22 protein-coding genes are annotated in these 19,253 nt (G+C 29.0%); 19 read left to right on the plus strand and 3 right to left on the minus strand.

Translation table 11 applies throughout. The features are described 5' to 3' along the window. The first annotated feature begins 20 nt into the window (after positions 1 to 20). From TY07_RS00780 to TY07_RS00865, 18 genes are all read left to right on the plus strand, one after another. Positions 21 to 1,208, plus strand: a complete 1,188-nt coding sequence (locus TY07_RS00780; protein ID WP_042393834.1) for a pyridoxal phosphate-dependent aminotransferase — start codon at positions 21 to 23, stop codon at positions 1,206 to 1,208. Between the two features lie 286 nt (positions 1,209 to 1,494). After that, positions 1,495 to 1,953, plus strand: a complete 459-nt coding sequence (rimP, locus tag TY07_RS00785; RefSeq protein WP_042393837.1) for a ribosome maturation factor RimP — start codon at positions 1,495 to 1,497, stop codon at positions 1,951 to 1,953. Positions 1,954 to 1,970: 17 nt separating this feature from the next. Further along, positions 1,971 to 3,050 carry a transcription termination factor NusA gene (gene nusA, locus TY07_RS00790; RefSeq protein ID WP_042393841.1) on the plus strand — a complete coding sequence of 360 codons (1,080 nt, stop codon included), beginning with the start codon at positions 1,971 to 1,973 and terminating at the stop codon, positions 3,048 to 3,050. A gap of 12 nt (positions 3,051 to 3,062) precedes the next feature. Beyond that, a complete protein-coding gene (gene rnpM / locus TY07_RS00795; RefSeq protein WP_042393843.1) occupies positions 3,063 to 3,329 on the plus strand; it encodes an RNase P modulator RnpM in 267 nt (88 codons plus the stop codon). Continuing rightward, on the plus strand, positions 3,322 to 3,636 hold the full coding sequence (locus tag TY07_RS00800) for a ribosomal L7Ae/L30e/S12e/Gadd45 family protein (RefSeq protein ID WP_042393846.1): 315 nt from the start codon (positions 3,322 to 3,324) through the stop codon (positions 3,634 to 3,636). The genes rnpM and TY07_RS00800 overlap by 8 nt, the downstream gene beginning before the upstream one ends. Positions 3,637 to 3,651: 15 nt before the next feature. Continuing rightward, positions 3,652 to 5,718 carry a translation initiation factor IF-2 gene (gene infB / locus TY07_RS00805; RefSeq protein ID WP_042393848.1) on the plus strand — a complete coding sequence of 689 codons (2,067 nt, stop codon included), beginning with the start codon at positions 3,652 to 3,654 and terminating at the stop codon, positions 5,716 to 5,718. 12 nt (positions 5,719 to 5,730) lie between these two features. Beyond that, positions 5,731 to 6,081: a 30S ribosome-binding factor RbfA gene (gene rbfA / locus TY07_RS00810; RefSeq protein ID WP_042393850.1), complete on the plus strand. Its 351-nt coding sequence runs from the start codon at positions 5,731 to 5,733 to the stop codon at positions 6,079 to 6,081. A gap of 1 nt (position 6,082) precedes the next feature. Further along, a complete protein-coding gene (locus TY07_RS00815; RefSeq protein WP_042393853.1) occupies positions 6,083 to 7,057 on the plus strand; it encodes a DHH family phosphoesterase in 975 nt (324 codons plus the stop codon). 3 nt (positions 7,058 to 7,060) lie between these two features. Next, entirely contained in the window at positions 7,061 to 7,939 is an 879-nt protein-coding gene (gene truB / locus TY07_RS00820; protein ID WP_042393856.1) for a tRNA pseudouridine(55) synthase TruB, read from the plus strand. A 12-nt stretch (positions 7,940 to 7,951) separates the two neighbouring features. Further along, positions 7,952 to 8,890, plus strand: coding sequence for a bifunctional riboflavin kinase/FAD synthetase (locus TY07_RS00825; RefSeq protein WP_042393859.1), 939 nt, complete (start codon positions 7,952 to 7,954; stop codon positions 8,888 to 8,890). A gap of 165 nt (positions 8,891 to 9,055) precedes the next feature. After that, positions 9,056 to 9,319 (plus strand): 30S ribosomal protein S15, encoded by a 264-nt coding sequence (gene rpsO, locus TY07_RS00830; RefSeq protein WP_042393862.1) that lies wholly within the window; start codon positions 9,056 to 9,058, stop codon positions 9,317 to 9,319. A gap of 84 nt (positions 9,320 to 9,403) precedes the next feature. Further along, complete coding sequence (locus TY07_RS00835; RefSeq protein WP_042393864.1) at positions 9,404 to 11,503, plus strand: polyribonucleotide nucleotidyltransferase; 2,100 nt, start codon at positions 9,404 to 9,406, stop codon at positions 11,501 to 11,503. 109 nt (positions 11,504 to 11,612) lie between these two features. After that, positions 11,613 to 12,917: a M16 family metallopeptidase gene (locus TY07_RS00840; protein ID WP_042393869.1), complete on the plus strand. Its 1,305-nt coding sequence runs from the start codon at positions 11,613 to 11,615 to the stop codon at positions 12,915 to 12,917. A gap of 125 nt (positions 12,918 to 13,042) precedes the next feature. Next, positions 13,043 to 13,348, plus strand: coding sequence for a YlmC/YmxH family sporulation protein (locus tag TY07_RS00845; RefSeq protein ID WP_042393872.1), 306 nt, complete (start codon positions 13,043 to 13,045; stop codon positions 13,346 to 13,348). Positions 13,349 to 13,370: 22 nt separating this feature from the next. Further along, entirely contained in the window at positions 13,371 to 14,579 is a 1,209-nt protein-coding gene (gene dapG / locus TY07_RS00850) for an aspartate kinase (RefSeq protein ID WP_042393875.1), read from the plus strand. Between the two features lie 37 nt (positions 14,580 to 14,616). Beyond that, complete coding sequence (locus TY07_RS00855; RefSeq protein ID WP_042393876.1) at positions 14,617 to 14,892, plus strand: iron-sulfur cluster biosynthesis family protein; 276 nt, start codon at positions 14,617 to 14,619, stop codon at positions 14,890 to 14,892. A gap of 133 nt (positions 14,893 to 15,025) precedes the next feature. After that, complete coding sequence (locus TY07_RS00860) at positions 15,026 to 15,475, plus strand: DUF2383 domain-containing protein (protein WP_042393879.1); 450 nt, start codon at positions 15,026 to 15,028, stop codon at positions 15,473 to 15,475. A 63-nt stretch (positions 15,476 to 15,538) separates the two neighbouring features. Further along, positions 15,539 to 16,330 carry a hypothetical protein gene (locus tag TY07_RS00865; RefSeq protein ID WP_042393884.1) on the plus strand — a complete coding sequence of 264 codons (792 nt, stop codon included), beginning with the start codon at positions 15,539 to 15,541 and terminating at the stop codon, positions 16,328 to 16,330. Between the two features lie 18 nt (positions 16,331 to 16,348). On the opposite strand, the gene TY07_RS00870 is transcribed toward TY07_RS00865, so the two are convergent. The 3 genes from TY07_RS00870 to TY07_RS00880 all read right to left on the minus strand — a co-directional run bounded on the left by TY07_RS00870 (position 16,349) and on the right by TY07_RS00880 (position 18,645). Then, a complete protein-coding gene (locus TY07_RS00870; protein WP_042393885.1) occupies positions 16,349 to 17,257 on the minus strand; it encodes a DUF5685 family protein in 909 nt (302 codons plus the stop codon). Positions 17,258 to 17,309: 52 nt separating this feature from the next. Further along, positions 17,310 to 18,119: a J domain-containing protein gene (locus TY07_RS17100; RefSeq protein WP_052330566.1), complete on the minus strand. Its 810-nt coding sequence runs from the start codon at positions 18,117 to 18,119 to the stop codon at positions 17,310 to 17,312. Between the two features lie 88 nt (positions 18,120 to 18,207). Next, on the minus strand, positions 18,208 to 18,645 hold the full coding sequence (locus TY07_RS00880; protein WP_242833212.1) for a tetratricopeptide repeat protein: 438 nt from the start codon (positions 18,643 to 18,645) through the stop codon (positions 18,208 to 18,210). Positions 18,646 to 18,805: 160 nt separating this feature from the next. Between TY07_RS00880 and TY07_RS00885 the strand changes: the two genes are divergently transcribed. Beyond that, a complete protein-coding gene (locus tag TY07_RS00885; RefSeq protein WP_042393891.1) occupies positions 18,806 to 19,159 on the plus strand; it encodes an arsenate reductase family protein in 354 nt (117 codons plus the stop codon). Positions 19,160 to 19,253 lie beyond the last annotated feature (94 nt).

The following is a 19,253-nucleotide window of genomic DNA, read 5'->3' on the forward strand; positions in this document are numbered from 1 at the left end:
ATATTATGGGGGGGCTAAAAATGATTTCTAAAAAGATGAAAACTATGGTTGAAAATAGTTCTACAATTAGGGCAATGTTTGAAGAAGGAAAAAGACTTTCAAGTATTTATGGAGAAGAGAATATTTTTGATTATAGTATAGGCAATCCTAATGTGGAACCACCTAATGAGATAAAGGATATAATTATTAAAATATTAAATGAAGAAAAACCTAATACAGTACATGGATATATGAATAACTCAGGTTATGAAGATGTTAGAGAAGCTATAGCTAGAAATATAAAAGAAAAAAATAGTATAGAACTAAATTATGAAAATATTGTTATGACATGCGGAGCAGCAGGGGGATTAAATATTATTTTAAAGAGTTTATTAAATCCAGGTGATGAGGTAATTGTATTTGCACCTTTTTTTGGTGAGTATATTAATTATGTAAAAAATTTTGATGGTAAAGTTAAGGTTATATCAGCAGATACTAATAGCTTTCAACTAAACTTAAAAGAGTTGAAAAATGAAATTAGTCAAAATACTAAAGCTATTATTATAAATTCTCCTAACAATCCAAGTGGGGTTATATATAGTGAAGATACTATTCAACAATTATCAAATATATTGAGAGAAAAGGAAGAGGAATTCAAACAGGATATATATTTAATTTCTGATGAACCATATAGGGAGATTGTATATGATAATGCAAAAGTTCCATGCGTATTAAAATATTATGATAATTCATTTATTGGATATTCATATAGCAAGTCATTATCATTACCAGGTGAAAGAATAGGGTATGTTGTTGTTAACCCTAAAATTAATGGTTTCAAAGAAATAGTTTCTTCATTAAATATAGCAAATAGAATATTAGGTTTTGTTAATGCACCATCTCTTTTCCAAAAGGTAATTAAAGAAAGTTTGAATTTAGAAGTTGATGCTGAGATATATAAGAAAAATAGAGATTTACTATATAATCATTTAATTAGTATTGGATTTGAGTGTATGAAGCCGGAAGGAGCATTTTATTTATTTCCAAAGGCGCCAATTAATGATGACGTTAAATTCTGTGAAGAAGCAAAGAAATTTAATATTTTAGCTGTTCCAGGAAAAACATTTGGATGTCCTGGATATTTTAGACTGTCTTATTGTATATCATATGAAAAGATAAAGAAATCATTGAAAGCTTTTGATAACTTAATGGAGAAATACAAAAAATAAATAGCTTTATAATTTGCAAAATTATTTATATTAACAATTATTAGTGAATAAAAACAATGAATTTAGGGCAAGTTTAAAATGGGGAACTTAAATGTTGCTTAGCCCCTTGTATTTATTAGTAAAGTATGTTAGTATGTATAAAGAAGTAATTTACTAATAGCTAAAAAATGTAGAGTGGGGCAGGTTCCCGCTCTTTCTATTTGAACGCAACTACTTTTTTAGTTGCGTTTTTACATATCTATTTTTTAAACTACTTGAAAATTGAATATTGCAAAGGAGGATAATTATGAAAATTGATGCCTTAGTTAATGAAATTTATGAAATGGTTAATCCCATAGCAGAAGAACTTAACTATGATATATATCATATCGAATATGTTAAGGAAAATGGAGAATTCTATTTAAGAATATATATAGAAAAAGATGGCGGCATCACTTTAAGTGATTGTGAAGCTCTTTCAAGAAGAGTTAGTGACCTTATGGATGAAAAGGATCCAATTAAAGATCCATATTTCTTAGAAGTATCATCACCAGGATTAAATAGAACTTTATTTACTGAAAATCACTATAAGAGATTTATAGGAAGAGAAGTAATGGTTAGATTCACTAAATCTATTGATGGGAAAAAGAATGTTAAAGGTATTTTAAAAGAAGTTAATGATGATAGTATAGTTGTTGAAGCAGAAAACTTAATGAATATTCCTAAAGATAAAATTAAGTCTGCAAATATTGAAGGGGAAATATAGTAAGGAGGGTATTTAAGATGAACCAAGAGTTTATAGGTGCTCTTAAAGAAATAGTAAAAGATAAAGGTATTAGTGAAGATTTATTATTCACAACAATAGAAGATGCATTAGTTGCTGCATATAAGAAGAATTATGCTGGACCAACATCATCAGCACAAAATGTTAAAGTAACAATTGATAGAGAAAGCGGTGAAATACACGTTTATTCTCAAAAAGTTGTAGTAGAAGAAGTTTTTGATAATGTTACTGAAATAGGATTAGAAGAAGCTCAAGAAATAAAACCTACTTATGACTTAGATGATATTGTTGATTTTGAAGTTACTCCAAAGAATTTTGGAAGAGTTGCAGCACAACTTGCTAAAGGTGTGGTTACTCAAAGAATTAGAGAAGCTGAAAGAAGCATAATCTATGGTGAATATAAAGAAAAAGAATATGATATTATTACTGGAACAGTTCTAAGAGAAGATAAGGGAAATGTTTTTGTTAATATTGGAAAACTTGAAACTGCAATTGGACCAAATGAACAAATTCCAAGAGAAAAATATAAGTTTAATGAAAAAATTAAATTATATGTTGTTGAAGTTAAAAATACTCCAAAAGGAGCTCAAATTATAGTTTCTAGAACACATCCAGGACTAGTTAAGAGATTATTTGAATTAGAAGTGCCAGAAATATATGAAGGTGTTGTTGAAATAAAGAGTATCTCTAGAGAAGCTGGTTCAAGAAGTAAGATAGCAGTTATTTCTCATGATGAAAATGTTGATCCGATGGGTGCATGTGTTGGACCTAAGGGATCAAGAGTTCAAAATATAGTTAACGAGCTTAAAGGTGAAAAAATTGATATAATAAAATGGAGCAAGAATCCAGAAGAATTTATCGCAAGTTCTTTAAGCCCAGCTAAAGTTTTAAGTGTGACTGTTGATGAAGAAAATAAATCTGCAAAAGTTGTTGTTGATGATAATCAATTATCACTTGCTATTGGTAAAGAAGGACAAAATGTAAGATTAGCTGCAAAATTAACAAACTGGAAAATAGATATTAAAAGTAAGTCACAAGCAGAGGCAGCTCAAGAAAAAACAGAAACAATAGAAGAATAGGGGGATTTTTTTATGAAAGTAAAGAAAATACCTTTAAGAATGTGCACAGGGTGCATGGAAATGAAACCTAAAAAGGAACTTATTAGAGTTGTTAAGAGTCAAGATGGTGAAGTTTCTGTTGATTTAACAGGAAAAAAAGCAGGTAGAGGTGCTTATATCTGTAAGGATATAGAATGCTTAGAAAAGGCTTTTAAAGCTAAGAGATTAAGTAGAAACCTTGATGTTGCAATAGATGAAGAAATATACAACAGATTAAGGGAAGAGATAGTTAATGAATAAGTTTTTTAATTTTTTAGGTCTTGCTAAAAGATCAGGGAATTTAATTGAAGGATATAGCAAATGTGATGAGCAGCGTAACAGAATAAAATTTCATCTTGTTATATTAAGTGATGATGCTTCTAATAGTACTAAAAAGAAGTTTAGAAATCACTGCTCAGAAAAGAAAATTCCTCTTATAGAAGGCTTTTCAAAAGAACAACTAGGAAACCCAATTGGGAGAGAGGAAATCAAAGTTTTAGCTGTAACTGATAAAAATATGGCTGAAAAGTTAATATCCTTATACCAAAATGAAGAAGGAAGAAATTAACCGGGGGTGATTTTATTGTCAAAGATTAGAGTATATGAATTGGCAAAAGAGCTTAATGTAAGCTCAAAAGATTTAATAAATTTATTAATGGAAGAGTTGGGTGTTGAAGTAAAAAACCATATGAGTGTAATCGAAGATGAAGATGCTACACTTATAAAGGAATTACTAGGAGATACATCAAATGGTGATTCAGAAGGGAAAAAGAGTCTTGTTGATGAATATGAAGAGGAACTTGCTGAATCACTAAATAAAGGTGTTAAAAAGAAAAAGAAGACTAAAAAAGAGTTAGAGCAAGAAGAAGTGGAAAGAAATGCTGAAGCTGCTTGTGGAGTAATTGAAATTGGTGAAACAGTTACAGTTAAAGAATTATGTGAAAAACTTGGAAAACCAACAAATGACGTTATTAAGAATTTAATATTCTTAGGTGTTATGGCTGGTGTAAACCAAGAAATAGATTTTACTACTGCTGAAAAACTTTGTGAAAAATATGAAGTGCTAGTAGAAAAGAAGGAAGAAGAAACTGAATTAGAAGCATTTGAAGAAGATACAGATGTTGTTGAAGAAAATTTAGTTAAGAGACCACCAATTGTTACAATAATGGGTCACGTTGACCATGGAAAAACTTCACTTTTAGATGCTATTAGACACGCTAAAGTAACTGCTAGTGAAGCAGGTGGAATAACTCAACATATAGGTGCTTATACAGTTTCTTTAAATGGAGAAAAGATTACTTTCTTAGATACTCCAGGACACGAAGCTTTCACTGCAATGAGAGCAAGAGGGGCTCAAGTTACTGATATAGTAATATTAGTAGTAGCAGCAGATGATGGTATAATGCCACAAACTAAAGAAGCGATAAATCACTGTAAAGCTGCAGATGTTCCTATGATAGTTGCAATCAATAAGATTGATAGACCAGGTGCAAATGTTGATAGAGTTAAACAAGAATTAACTGAACATGGTTTAGTTTCAGAAGACTGGGGTGGAGATACAATTTGTGTTCCAGTTTCTGCTAAGACAGGAGAAAACTTAGAAAGCTTATTAGAAATGGTTTTATTAACTGCTGAAATGCAAGAATTAAAAGCTGATCCAAATAGAAAAGCTAAAGGAACAGTTATAGAAGCTAAGCTTGATAAGGGAAGAGGAGCTGTTGCTTCTTTACTTATTCAAAATGGAACATTAAATGTTGGAGATTCAATTTTAGTTGGTTCTACTTATGGTAGAATAAGAGCTATGTTTGATGATAGAGGAAAGAAAATTAAGAGTGCTGGACCATCTATACCAGTTGAAATTTTAGGGCTTTCTGAAGTACCAGCTGCTGGAGATAGATTTATTGTTTGTAAAGATGAAAAAACAGCAAGAAATATGGCTGATTTAAGAAAGCAAAAAATTAAGGCTGATAGTCATCAAGCTTCAAATAGAGTATCTCTAGAAGACTTATATAGCCAAATTCAAGAAGGTAAAGTTAAGGAATTAGCTATAGTTGTTAAGGCTGACGTTCAAGGTTCAGTAGAAGCAATAAGACAATCATTAGAAAAGTTATCTACTGATGATGTTAAAGTAAGAGTTATTCATGGTGCTGTTGGAGCAATAACAGAAACTGATGTTACGCTTGCTGCTGCTTCAAATGCATTAGTAATAGGATTTAATGTAAGGCCAGATGGAAATGCTACAGTTCAAGCAGAAAAAGAAAATATCGAGATAAAGACATATAGAATTATATATGATGCAATTGAAGATGTTAAATCAGCAATGATTGGTATGCTTGAACCAGAATATAAAGAAGTTGTAAATGGTAAAGCTGAAGTAAGAATGACTTATAAGATTTCAAATGTTGGAACTATAGCTGGATGCTATGTTACTGATGGAAAAATTGTAAGAAATTCTGAAATTAGAGTTATCAGAGATGGTATAGTTATATTTGAATCAACATTAGCTTCATTAAAGAGATTTAAAGATGATGCTAAAGAAGTAGCTAAGGGTTACGAGTGTGGTTTAAGTGTAGAAAAATTCAATGATCTTAAAGAAGGCGATGTTATAGAATCATTTACAATGGAAGCTATAAAAAGAAAAGAGCTTTAAGAGGTGTTTTAGATGGCTAACTATAGAGGCGGAAGAATAAACGAAGAAGTAAAAAGAGAAATTAGTAATATAATACAAAATGAAATCAAAGATCCTAGACTTACTGCTATGGTATCAGTTACTGATGTTAAAGTAACAAAGGATTTAAGATATGCAAAAGTATTTGTAAGTATATTTGGAAAAGATGATGAAGAAAAGAACAACACTTTTGTTGCTCTAAAAAATGCTAGTGGATATATAAGAAAAGAAATAGGGCAAAGAATTAATTTAAGATATAATCCTCAAATTATATTTGAACTTGATGATTCAATTAATTATGGAATGCATATTGAAGAATTAATTCAAAAGGTAAAAGAAAAGTAATATGACTTTAAGTCAAATTGCAGAGTATATTTTAAAGGGCAAAAAAATAGGCATTACCTATCATGTATCACCTGACGGTGATGCTGTAGGTAGTGTCCTTGCACTTCTTAATGGATTAAAAAGTTTAAATAAGAATTGCTATGTAATCTCAAAAGATAGTTTATCAGATAATTTGAAATTTTTAAAAGGATCTGAAGAAATTCTTGGGAACGTTGTAGAAGCTACAAATGACACTGATATAGTAGTGGTATTAGACTGTGGTAATTTAGAGAGAGTAAGTGCAAATTTAAATGAATTCACTGGTACAATAATAAATATAGATCATCATCTTTCAAATGATAAATACGGAGATATTAATTATATAGATTCAAAAGCTGCAGCAACTGCAGAAATAGTATTTGAATTATTAGGATATATGGGTATTTCTTTTAATGATGAAAATAATAATACTTTAAAAGAAATAGGAACATGCATATATACTTCAATAGTAACTGATACAGGGGCATTCAGACATTCTAATGTTACTGAAAGAACTCATACAATATCGGCTGCTTTAAAGAAAATAGGTGTTGATAATACAAGCATATATCAAAATCTTTTTGATAATAAAGATTTTAGCAGAATAAAATTAATTGGAAAAGCTTTAAGCAGTATGCAACTTATATTAAATGGAAAAGTTGCGTTGTTAGAAATTGATAAAGATTTTACAGCAGATTTAGGAATAGATGTAGGTGATACATCAGATATAATTTCATATGGACTTCAAATTAAGGGTGTGGAAGTAACATTATTACTTAAAGAAGTTGAAGATGGCGTTAAAGCAAGTTTAAGAGCGAAAAGCTACGTTGATGTACGAAAAATAGCTGAAATTTTTGGCGGTGGCGGTCATGTAAGAGCTTCAGGGATAAAAATTAAAAATATATCAATGGAAGAAGCTAAATATGAAATATTAAATGAAATACAGAAAGAGTTGTAATAGATGAATGGTGTTTTAAATATTTTTAAACCTAAAGGAATGTCATCTTTTGATGCTGTAAGAATAGTAAAGAAAGTTGCAGGAACAGGTAAAGTAGGTCATACAGGAACATTAGATCCAGAAGCAACAGGGGTATTACCTATTTGTATAGGGAAAGCAACTAAAATAATAGATTATATTATGAATTCTGAAAAAGTATATGAAGTAACTTTAAAGTTAGGAATTAGGACAACTACTTATGATTTAGAAGGTGAAGTATTAGAAGAAAAAGATTGTAATCATTTAACAGATGTTGAAATACTTCAAGCTGTTAATAGCTTTATAGGAGAATACTCACAAGTTCCACCGATGTATTCTGCTTTAAAGCAAAATGGAGTTAGACTTTATGAGTTAGCGAGAAAAGGCATAGAAGTTGAAAGAGAAGGAAGATTGATTACTATTTATAATATAGAGGATATTAAAATCAATAATCCTTATATTTCAATGAAGGTTAGTTGTTCTAAGGGTACTTACATAAGGAGTTTATGTTATGATATAGGAGAAAAGCTAGGTGTTTTTGCAACTATGACAGAATTAAATAGAGCTAAAACATCAGTGTTTTCGCAAGAAGAATCAATTAATATAAATGATTTGACAAAAGAAAATATAAATGAATATATATTATCTATGGAAGAAGCTCTAGAAAAGTATGATAAAATTATTGTTCGAGGAAAATATGTTAATCTACTAATTAATGGAGTTAGAGTTGGAGATAATAGATTTACTAACGATAAAGTGATAAATCAGAAGTTATATAGAGTATATGATGAAGAAAATAATTTTATAGGTCTTGGTAAGAAAAATGATTTAGGCTTTAAAATAGAGAAGTTACTAATCACATAGGAGAAAAAATTAATGCTAATATATGATAATAACACTCTTAAAAATGAAGAAAAAAATAATTATATAGCTTTAGGTAGTTTTGATGGATTACATTTAGGGCATTTATCCTTAATAGAGAAAGTAAAAGGTTTAGCTAAGGAAAATAATGGGAAAGCTATAGTTTTTACTTTTAAGAATCATCCTAGAATTTTTCTTAATCCTAATTGCCATATTCAATTAATAATGAGTAATGATGAAAAGATTAAAGTTTTAGAGGAAAAAGGTATAGATATACTAGCATTTAAAGACTTTGACGATGAAATTATGAAAATGATGCCAGAAGAGTTTGTAAAATGGCTTTGTGATTATTATAAAGTTAAAGGTATTGTTGTTGGATTTAACTTTAAATTTGGATATAAAAATTTAGGAAATGTTGAACTTTTAGAAAAACTTCAAGAAAAATATAATTATAAATTATATGTTATGGAACCATGTATGATAAATGATGAGGTTATTAGTTCGACATTAATTAGAAATGAATTATTACAGGGAAATGTAAACAAAGTATTTAATATGTTATCTAGACCATTTATGTTATGTGGGAAGGTTGTAGATGGTAAGAAATTAGGAAGAACAATAGGATTTCCAACAGCTAATTTAGAAGTTAAAGGCAAAAAGCTCATTCCTAAAAAAGGAGTTTATTATACAAATGTAGAAGTAAACGGAAAAATTTTCAAAGGAATTACATCTATAGGGAATAATCCTACAGTTAATGGGATAGACTTAACAATAGAAACCTACATTTTAGACTTTAACAATGATATTTATGATAAAGAAATTAATGTTTACTTTATTGATAGAATAAGAGATGAAGTAAAGTTTAATAATATTGAAGAGTTAATAACTCAACTAAAAAAAGATAAAAAATATGCTGAAGAAAGAAATATAGCAATATGTCAAAATAATTTATAAACCTAGATTATTAGATAATAAATTCTAAATAGATTTAAAATAATAAATTATGTTTACAAGATAGACGGACTTTGCTATAATATTTCATGAAGAACCTACTTCTAAGATTTGAGGGTGATTTCTCTTTTCCTGGAAATAGGGGATAAAATTACTGGAGGTGTCATTATGGACGCAATAAGAAAGCAAGAATTAATCAAACAATACGGAAGACACGAAGGAGACACTGGTTCACCAGAAGTTCAAATCGCTCTTTTAACTGAAAGAATCAACTCATTAACTGGACACTTAAAAGTTCACAAGAAAGACCACCACTCAAGAAGAGGTCTTTTAATGATGGTTGGACAAAGAAGAGGTCTTTTAAACTACTTAGCTGCACAAGATATCGAAAGATACAGAGCAATAATAGCACAATTAGGCTTAAGAAGATAGTCTTTATAGAGCGGGTTTTATCCGCTCTATTATTTTAAAAAAATTAAAATTGAAGAACCGCAAAACCTGAAGGGAGGTTATTAAATGACTAATGTACTAGAAAAAAATATAGCTGGTAGAACTATGAAAGTTGAATTTGGTAGAGTTGGAATGTTATCAAATGCAGCTATTTTTATGAGCTATGGAGATACAGTTATTTTAACTAATGTTAATGCTTCAGAAAAACCAAGAGATGGGATTGATTTCTTCCCATTAAGTGTTGAATACGAAGAAAGATTATACGCTGTAGGTAAAATACCTGGCGGATTTATAAAAAGAGAAGGTAGACCTTCAGAAAACGCAATTCTTTTCGGAAGAGCTGTAGATAGACCATTAAGACCTTTATTCCCAAAAGGATATAGAAATGACGTTCAAGTGGTTTGTACAGTTGTATCAGTAGAACAAGATAACTTACCAGAAATTCTAGCAATTAATGCAGCATCAATGGCATTATGTCTATCAAGTATTCCTTTTACAACACCAGTTGCAGCAGTGCAAGTTGGTTTAATCGATGGTAATTATGTTTTAAATCCAACATCTAAAGAAAGAGAAGAAAGTATTCTTCAATTAACTGTTTGTGCAACAAAAGAAAGAGTTATGATGATTGAAGCAGGTGGAGATGAAATACCTGAAGACGTAATGATAGGTGCAATTGAATATGGTTTTGAAAAGTGCCAAGAAATTGTTACTTTCCAAGAAGAAGCTATGGCGAAGTTTGGTAAGAAGAAAGATGAACCAGTTTTATATAAACCTAATGAAGAACTTGCAAAAGATATAGAAGAATTTGCAGGTGAAATGATTAAAGAAGCTATGTGGATTACTGATAAAGATGAAAGAAATGCAGCTATGGATTTAGTAAACGATAAAATTACTGAAGAGTTTGCAGAAAAGTATCCAGATAACTTTGGAGATGCTAAAGAAATAATCTACAACATGCAAAAAGAAGTAGTTAGAGATATGCTATTAAATCACTCTAGAAGACCTGATGGAAGAGCATTCGATGAAATAAGAAAAATAACTTGTGAAGTTGATTTATTACCAAGAACTCATGGAACAGGTTTATTTACAAGAGGATTAACTCAAGTTATGACAGTAGCTACTTTAGGGGCTGTTGGAGATATTCAAATTATAGATGGTATAGGTGAAACAGAATCTAAGAGATATATGCACCACTATAATTTCCCAGCTTACTCTGTTGGTGAAGTAAGACCATTAAGAGGGCCGGGTAGAAGAGAAATAGGTCATGGAGCTTTAGCAGAAAGAGCCTTAGAACCACTTATTCCTTCAGAAGAGGAATTCCCATATACCATTAGATTAGTTTCAGAAGTATTAAGCTCAAATGGTTCTACTTCTCAAGCTTCTGTTTGTGGATCTACATTAGCATTATTAGATGCAGGTGTTCCAATAAAGAGACCAGCAGCAGGTATTGCAATGGGACTTATAACATCAGAAGATTTAACTGAAGAAGAAGTTTTAACTGATATTCAAGGAATCGAAGACTTCTTTGGAGATATGGACTTTAAGGTAGCTGGAACTACTGAAGGTATAACTTCTATACAGGTTGATACTAAAATTAAAGGATTAAGCTTTAACGTTATTGAAACGGCAATTAAAAATGCAAGAAAAGCAAGATTACACATTTTAGATAAAATTAATGAATGTATTCCAGAACCAAAAAAAGAAGTTTCTAAGTTTGCACCAAAGACATCTACTATTTCAATTGATCCAGAAAAGATTAGAGATGTTATCGGAGCTGGTGGAAAAGTTATTAATAAAATAATAGCTGATACTGGCGTTAAAATTGATATTAAAGAAGATGGTACAGTATTTGTTTCTTCTCCAGATCATGATGGAGTTAATGAAGCAATAAGAATCATTGAAGGCTTAACTAAAGAGGTTGAAGCAGGTGAAGTTTATTTAGGTAAGGTTACTAAAATTGCTGCATTTGGGGCATTTATAGAAATATTACCTAATAAAGAAGGTCTTTGTCATATTTCTAAGCTTGATAAAAAGAGAGTAGAAAAAGTTGAAGATGTTGTATCTGTTGGTGATGAGATTTTAGTTAAGGTTACTGAAATAGATTCGCAAGGAAGAATAAATCTTTCAAGAAAAGACGCACTTCCACCAGATGAAGTAACTGAATAATTGAAATAGTAAAAGAGAATTAAGAATAATTCTCTTTTTTTTACTATATAGAATAAATATGATAAGATTAAAATAAACTAAAAGCAAACTTATAAAAATGGAGGTAAGTATGTTTAATTTATATACATTAGATAATGGTTTAAGAGTAGTTACTGAATATATTGAACATGTCAATTCTATAAGTGTAGGTATTATGGTTCAAAATGGTTCTAGAAATGAATCAAAAGATGAGAATGGTATATCACACTTTATTGAACATATGTTTTTCAAGGGCACAGAAAAAAGAAGTGCAAAAGAAATAGTTCAAGAGATTGAAAACATTGGAGGGCAAATAAATGCTTATACAAGTAAGGAAACTACTTGTTATTATATAAAGGCTTTAAATACTCATGCAGATTTATGTTTAGAAGTAATTTCTGATATGTTATTAAATTCTAAATTTGATGAAGAAGAAATTGAAAAGGAAAAAGGTGTAGTAATTGAAGAAATTAATATGAGCCAAGATAATCCTGAAGATGTATTAGACGAAATACATTCTGAAGCTATTTTTGGAAATAATTCGTTAGCTTATCCAATTTTAGGTACACCAGATAGAATTAGGTCTTTTAATAGAAAGAAAATAAAGGATTATATTAGGACTCATTATACACCATATAATTCAGTACTTAGTATATGTGGTAAGTTTGATGAAAAAGAATTAAGGAAACTTATTGAGGAATATTTTGGTGGATGGAGTAAAGATGATATCTATAAACCAACATATGAAGATATTATACTTAAAAATGATAGTAAGTATTGTGAAAAGCAAATTGAACAAGTGCATATTAATCTTGGACTAAATGGATTACCATATGCTAACGATAAATCCTACTCATTAGTATTATTAAATAATATTTTCGGAGGCGGAGCATCATCAATACTTTTCCAAAAAGTAAGAGAAGAATTAGGATTGTGTTATACAATTTATTCATATATGCAACCTTACTTAGGTGTTGGGACTATGAATATTTACACTGGATTAAGCAATAAGTATTGTGATAAAGCAATAAGTGTTATTAACGAACAATTGCAAAAATTTGCTAGAGAAGGTATTAGTAATGAATTATTAGAAATTAATAAAGAAAAAATAAAAGCAAATTATATTTTAGGGTTAGAAAGTACGTCATCAAGAATGTTTGCTAATGCAAAATGCTTTTTATTACAAAATAAGATAAAAACTCAAGAAGATGTTATTGATAGAATTAACAAAATCGATCAAAATGACATAAACTATGTATTGGAGAGATGTTTTAAACCAGGAATAATCAGTACAGCTTTTGTTGGGCAAGGTGTTGAGGCAGAAAAACTAAATACAATTTTAGAAAATTCTAAAGTTTCATATAAGAATAGTACTGATGAAAAGTTTTTATTGTAAGTTGCAAATATAGTTGATATATTAGTTATGTAAAGTTGGTATTTGAAGGTTTTATGTTCTAATCCTTAAAGTAATATATTATCAAACTGATGCATAATATTATGTATAACAAGGAGGTAATTATCATGAAGGATTTTGAATATTATGAAAAGAAACCAGAAAGTAAGATAAGAAATTTAAGTGAATTAGAAGGATATGAAATTTTTAATCTTGAAAGTGCAGAAAAATATGATACTGCTTCAAATATTGATTTTGTAATAGATGAAGATGGATATCTTAAATTCCTGGTGGTTGGTATTAGTGCAGGTAAGTTTAGCTTCTTTGGTAGCAAAGAATACGTTGAAATACCATGGGAATGTGTAACGAAAGTGGGAACTAATGTCATAGTAATCTCTGCTGAGGAAGGAAAGATAAAGAGAGCGAGAGCTTAGAAAACTTAAGGGGGAAGATTCCTTGGATATTATAGTGCAAAAGTTCGGAGGAACATCTGTATCAACAGAAGAAAGAAGAAAACAAGTAATAAAGAAAATAGGAAAAGCTATTGAAAGTGGCTTAAAGCCAGTAGTAGTTGTATCGGCAATGGGGAGATTTGGAGAACCCTATGCTACAGATAGCCTATTATCACTTGTAGATAGTAATTTTAAAGATAATAATAAAAGTGCTCAGGATTTATTAATGTGCTGTGGAGAGATAATAAGTTCTGTAGTAATGTGCAATGATTTATATAAGCACGGAATAACTGCTGTTCCATTGACAGGAGGTCAAGCGGGAATAATAACTGATGATAACTTTACTGATGCGAAATCAATTAAAGTTGATACTACTAATATAATGAAAGTATTAGAAGCTGGCAAAGTACCGGTTATTACAGGATTTCAAGGTGTAACTGAAGATGGCTTTTTCACAACATTAGGAAGAGGAGGCAGTGATACATCAGCGTGTATATTAGGTGTTGCTTTAAAAGCAAAAGAAATTGATATATATACTGATGTAGATGGAATTATGACCGCTGATCCAAGGGTTGTTGAAGATGCTTCACTTATAAATGAGATTTCTTACAATGAAGTATTTCAATTAGCTGATCATGGTGCTAAAGTAATACATCCTAAGGCTGTAGCATTAGCTAAGAAAGGAAATGTACCATTAGTTATTAAAAACACAATGAATGACTGTAAAGGTACAGTGATAAAGAGTAGTGTTTCAGAAGAAGAAAAGAGATTAATTTCTGGAATTACTCATTTAAATAATAGAATTCAGGTTAGAGTAAGATTATCAGATAATAGAGATAAAGGTTCATATAAAAATTTATTAGAATTGCTTGCTAAAAATCATATAAGCTTAGATTTAATTAACATTTTCCCTGAACATCAAATGTTCACAATAGATGCTTCTGAGAAGAAAAAGCTTGATGAAATAATGAAAAAAGCTGAAATTAAATATACTATAATTGAAGGCTGTAGTACTATTGCTATAGTAGGAGCTGGTATGAATGGTGTTCCAGGTGTAATGGCAAGGATAATAAATACTTTAACTAGTAATGAGATTGAAATTTTACAAACAACAGATTCTAATATGACAATATGGTGTTTAATTTACACTAGTAAGGTAAAAGATGCTATAAGATTGCTTCATGATGAATTTAACTTAGGTAGTGCAAAGTAAAATTATATTATTATAAAAATACTTAGGAGGAAGTAAAATGGAATTTACTTTTGATGAAAAAGCAAAAAATGCATTAAATGAGCTTATAGAAAATAGTTCGGAAGAGTATGTGAGAATAAAGGTGTTTTATGGATGTGGAAGACCAGCATATGATTTGTATCCAGATTTTAAGAGTGATGAAGATGAAGAAGTTATAATTAGTGGAATAAAATTCGTAGTTAATAAAAAAGATGTTAGAGCTTGTAATAAGCTTGAAATTAAATATGATAAAGAAGTATTTAATAAAGGATTTTATATACGTGATTTAGATTAATAAAAAGGGTATGCAGAAATGCATATCCTTTTTTGTATAAACACTAATAAAAAATATTTAATTTTTTGATGATTTTATAAATAATATTTTTTATAATGGGAAAAATAATGTAAAAAGTATAGAGGTGATAAAAATGAGAGATAAGGTTATAAAGGAATTAAATAAATTTTTGACAGGAGTTCATATGGGAGGAGCTACATTTAAGGATTATTTAGATAAAGCTGAAAATTTAGAGTTAAAAAGCACATTAAAAGAGATAATAGAATCATTTAAAAAACATGAGGAAGCAATTACACATAGAATAGAAGAATTAGGTGAAAATGCAAGTGATTCATTGGGGATAAGAGGAAATATAGCAGAAGCTTTTGAAAAAATTAAGCTTATTCCTGTAGATACTGACTGTGAAGTTTGTGAACATGCGATAAAAGCAATGGAAATGGGAAATAAAAATGCAAATAAATTTATTGAGGAAAATGAAAATATGGAAAAAAGTATTTTAAATGATATTTATGGTGTAGTTAAAGATTATGATAATCATTTAAATAAATTAAAAAATTTACAAAGTAAGTTATGTAATTATTAGTGAAATTTCCTGCAACATGTTGTATACTTAGTGAGAGAAAATTAGGATTGTGAGGAAGTTTTTATGAAAAAAATTAAAAGATTATTAACGATATTGTGCCTTGTTTCTATTATTTCTATTTTGCTTATAGGTTGTGGGAAAAAAGTAGAAATGGTTAGAGTTAGCACTTCAGAAGAGGTGTTAGAATTATTTAATAAATATAATACAGAAAATAATATTGAAGAAATGGTTAAGTTGTACTCTGATGAATATATAGATTATATAGGATATGATGCAAATAAAATAATAAATATGATTAAAAATAACAGAAAAGATGCAACTATTAATTCATCAACTACAAAAAGTATAGAAGAGATTAATGAAAATTTAAAAAAAGCAGTAGTTAATATTAATGCAATAATTAATGGTGAAGAAACAAATGAAGATTATGTTTATGCATTAATTAAAGAAGAGGATGGATGGTCAATTTCACCGGATGGAATAAGTGAATGTATAAATTTTGATGTTCCTGCAAATAAAGAAAAGGAATTAAATTTAAATTTAATGAAAGAAGCTGTTTTATTTGATGGAGCTTTAATTCGTGTAGATTTATATAATGATACTAGCAATTCTTATATATTTGGAACAAAAGATGACAAAACACAAATTATTGTAGAAACTACTGAAGGTACTTTTACAAGTGAAGTAGAAGAGCCACAAGAGATAAGTAAAAGAGTGAAAAGCTATTTTATAGCTAAAATTCAAGATTTAAAAGGTGACATAAAAAAAGTTACAGTTACATCAATATATGAATTAGATAAAGAGGGAAATGTAATAGTAGATAGTAAAAGAGATATTGTAGCTTACAATAAATAATATAGAAAATACCAGTAGTTAACTACTGGTATTTATCTTTTTGATATTAATAAAAGGATATTTATTTAATACCTCATAATATTTGTTTAGCATTCCAAGATTAATAACATTTTCAATTATACTATAATGTTTTTTAAATGGAATGTTTTTTAAAATTTCACTACAATTAACCAAGCTATTCAAAATAGAAAAATCAATATCCTCAATGCAGTAAGATATTAAATCTTCGTAAGATAAATTTTGGGTGTTATATAAAATATTATAAGGATTAAAATTATTTGTAGACATATCATCTTTTAAATCATCTAAAGCATCTATTAAATAAATCCATTTACCAATAAAATATCCAAGTGAATATAAGTTATCCCTTAATATTTTACTATCTTCTTCAAATTTATACGGAAAATCACTTAATACACATGCCATAATATCTCCAAAAGGATGAGATATTTCATCTAATGAAGAAAAGGCTTTTGTCTTTTCAAAATTAGAAATTAGGTTTAAATTAGTTGATATTTTATCAGCTATTGTATTTAAATTATTAAAACTCTTTTTAGATGAGGGTGAAAGAAGTAGCTTAAAAAACTTACTTTTTATACTTTTATCATCTTCTATATTATCTTTAAGTTTATAATCAAATAGTAATATACTTAAGTCTGCACAATAATTTAAACATTGGGATTCAGCAGTAATAATAAGTTTTTTACCGGGATGGCGTATACATTTTACCTCTTTTAATTTTAGAGGATCACTAAAAAGTCCATCTAACATAAAACCAATGAAAGTTAAATCATAATTTAGGCAGAATCTAGGAATATTACCAAATTGATTTTTAATTTCGTTGCATAAGCCACAATAATAGCTTCTAAAGTATTCAAATTCTTTAACTTTAAGTTCGCTTTTAAGAGGTGTGACGTATCCAAACATTATAAGACTCCTTTATAGCTTCATAGATAGTTTTGGACGTCTAAGCGATGTTTTAGCACATTCCACCACCGCCGTTACCACACATATTCATTCCATTACCACCACCGCCTAAAAGACTTTGGAGTAGCATATTTTGCATTGGATTTCCACCCATATTATTAGCCATGCCAGCCATATTATTTAAAGGATTAGTTGCTCCATTCATAGGATTGGCATTATTAGCTGCACCAGCCATGTTATTAGCTCCTCCACCCATAGGATTAGCACCGCCCATATTACCAGCATTATTCATCAACATATTTAATACATTTGGATCAATTCCGCCACCAGATCCTTGTCCGCCACACATATTAGCTTGGTTTCCGCCACCGCCGCCACACATGTTATTATTATTTTGTGCAGCTGCATTACTTTGCATAGCACGAGCATAATTTGCCTTCATTTGTCTTACTTTTTTAGCTAAAACCATTAATGCCTCTTGATATTCCTCATTATCTGGATTAAGTTCTGCAGCGACCTTCATATGATTAACTCCTGCTTTGAACCAACCTTTTTTTAATAATACAAAGCCTTGTAAATAGTTCCATTCAGCAGATGACTTATCAGTAATTAAATTTAATTGTGTTTCAGCTGATAAAAATTGTTGCTTTTCAATTAATTCACGTATATCTTTGTATTTATACTCATTAATTAAACTATTATAGGCTGTATTTAACTCTGAAAGCTTATCTTCAGCAAGAGGTTCTTCTAGAGAACCTTCATAACTATTTATATCATAGGTATTTGCAAGGGATTCATAGGCTGTTTTAATTTCATCTAAAGATGCATTAGGTCGTACACCTAGTACCTTATAAGGGTTCATATTAAATCTCCTTAGAAAGATTGTTAAATCATTATAATATATTCACATTAATGTAAATAAGTGATTCAATAAAATAATAGAAATAATATTAAATACAATCTATTAAGTCTCCACCCATACATTCGCAGCATTGATCTAAACAAATAAGGTCACAACAGCTAAAATTACCACAGTCACAGCAATCACAACAATCATCACAACAGCAGCATGAACAACCACGATTTCTTCTTCTATAACTGTTATTATAGTAATCATCTGAATAATATCTATGTCTGCCCATAAGTGAAATAAGTTCATCTTTATATTGGGTATTGTTTGGTGATAAGAGTACTGCTTTTTTAAAGTGAGGTAAAGCTGCATCAAACCAAGCCTTATTCTTTAAAATTAATCCATATAGATAATGATACTCTGAATTCCTATTGGTTGTAGAGTTTAATATATTTTCAGCTTCTATGTAATTTCTATTGATTATCAACGTATTAATAATATTAAAAAGAGATTCATTTTTATTTAGTGAATTTTCCAAGATATCAACTCCTTTTACTAAAAAAATAATAATTTTAATATATATATTATATACAATTATCTAATATTAATCATAAATAAAAATATAAAATTTATACTATTATTTACTATTATATTATAAGTGTGATAGAATTATAAAAAAATGAAAAAAGGAGATACTTATGAAAAAATTATTTATTGAATATCCTAAATGTACAACTTGTAGAAAAGCAAAGAAATTTTTAACAGAAAATAATGTAGATTTTGAAGATAGAGATATAGTATTAAATAATCCTACAGAAGAAGAATTAGGTAAATGGATAAAGTTAAGTGGATTAGAAATTAAAAAATTCTTTAATACTTCAGGTGTTTTATATCGAGAAATGAATTTAAAAGATAAGTTGAAAGATATGAGTCAAGAAGAAATGATTAAGCTTTTGGCAAGTGATGGAAAGCTTGTAAAAAGACCATTATTAATCACTGAAGAAAAAGTATTAGTAGGATTTAAAGAGGAAACATATAAAGAAATCATTTAAATTTATTGAATGTATCAAAATAAAGATATTTTGATACATTCTTTTTTGTTAAAATAATGTATCAGTTAGTGAAAAATGTGGTAAAATAATTGAT

It is taken from the genome of Clostridium saudiense (assembly GCF_000577815.1).
Taxonomy (GTDB): domain Bacteria; phylum Bacillota; class Clostridia; order Clostridiales; family Clostridiaceae; genus Clostridium; species Clostridium saudiense.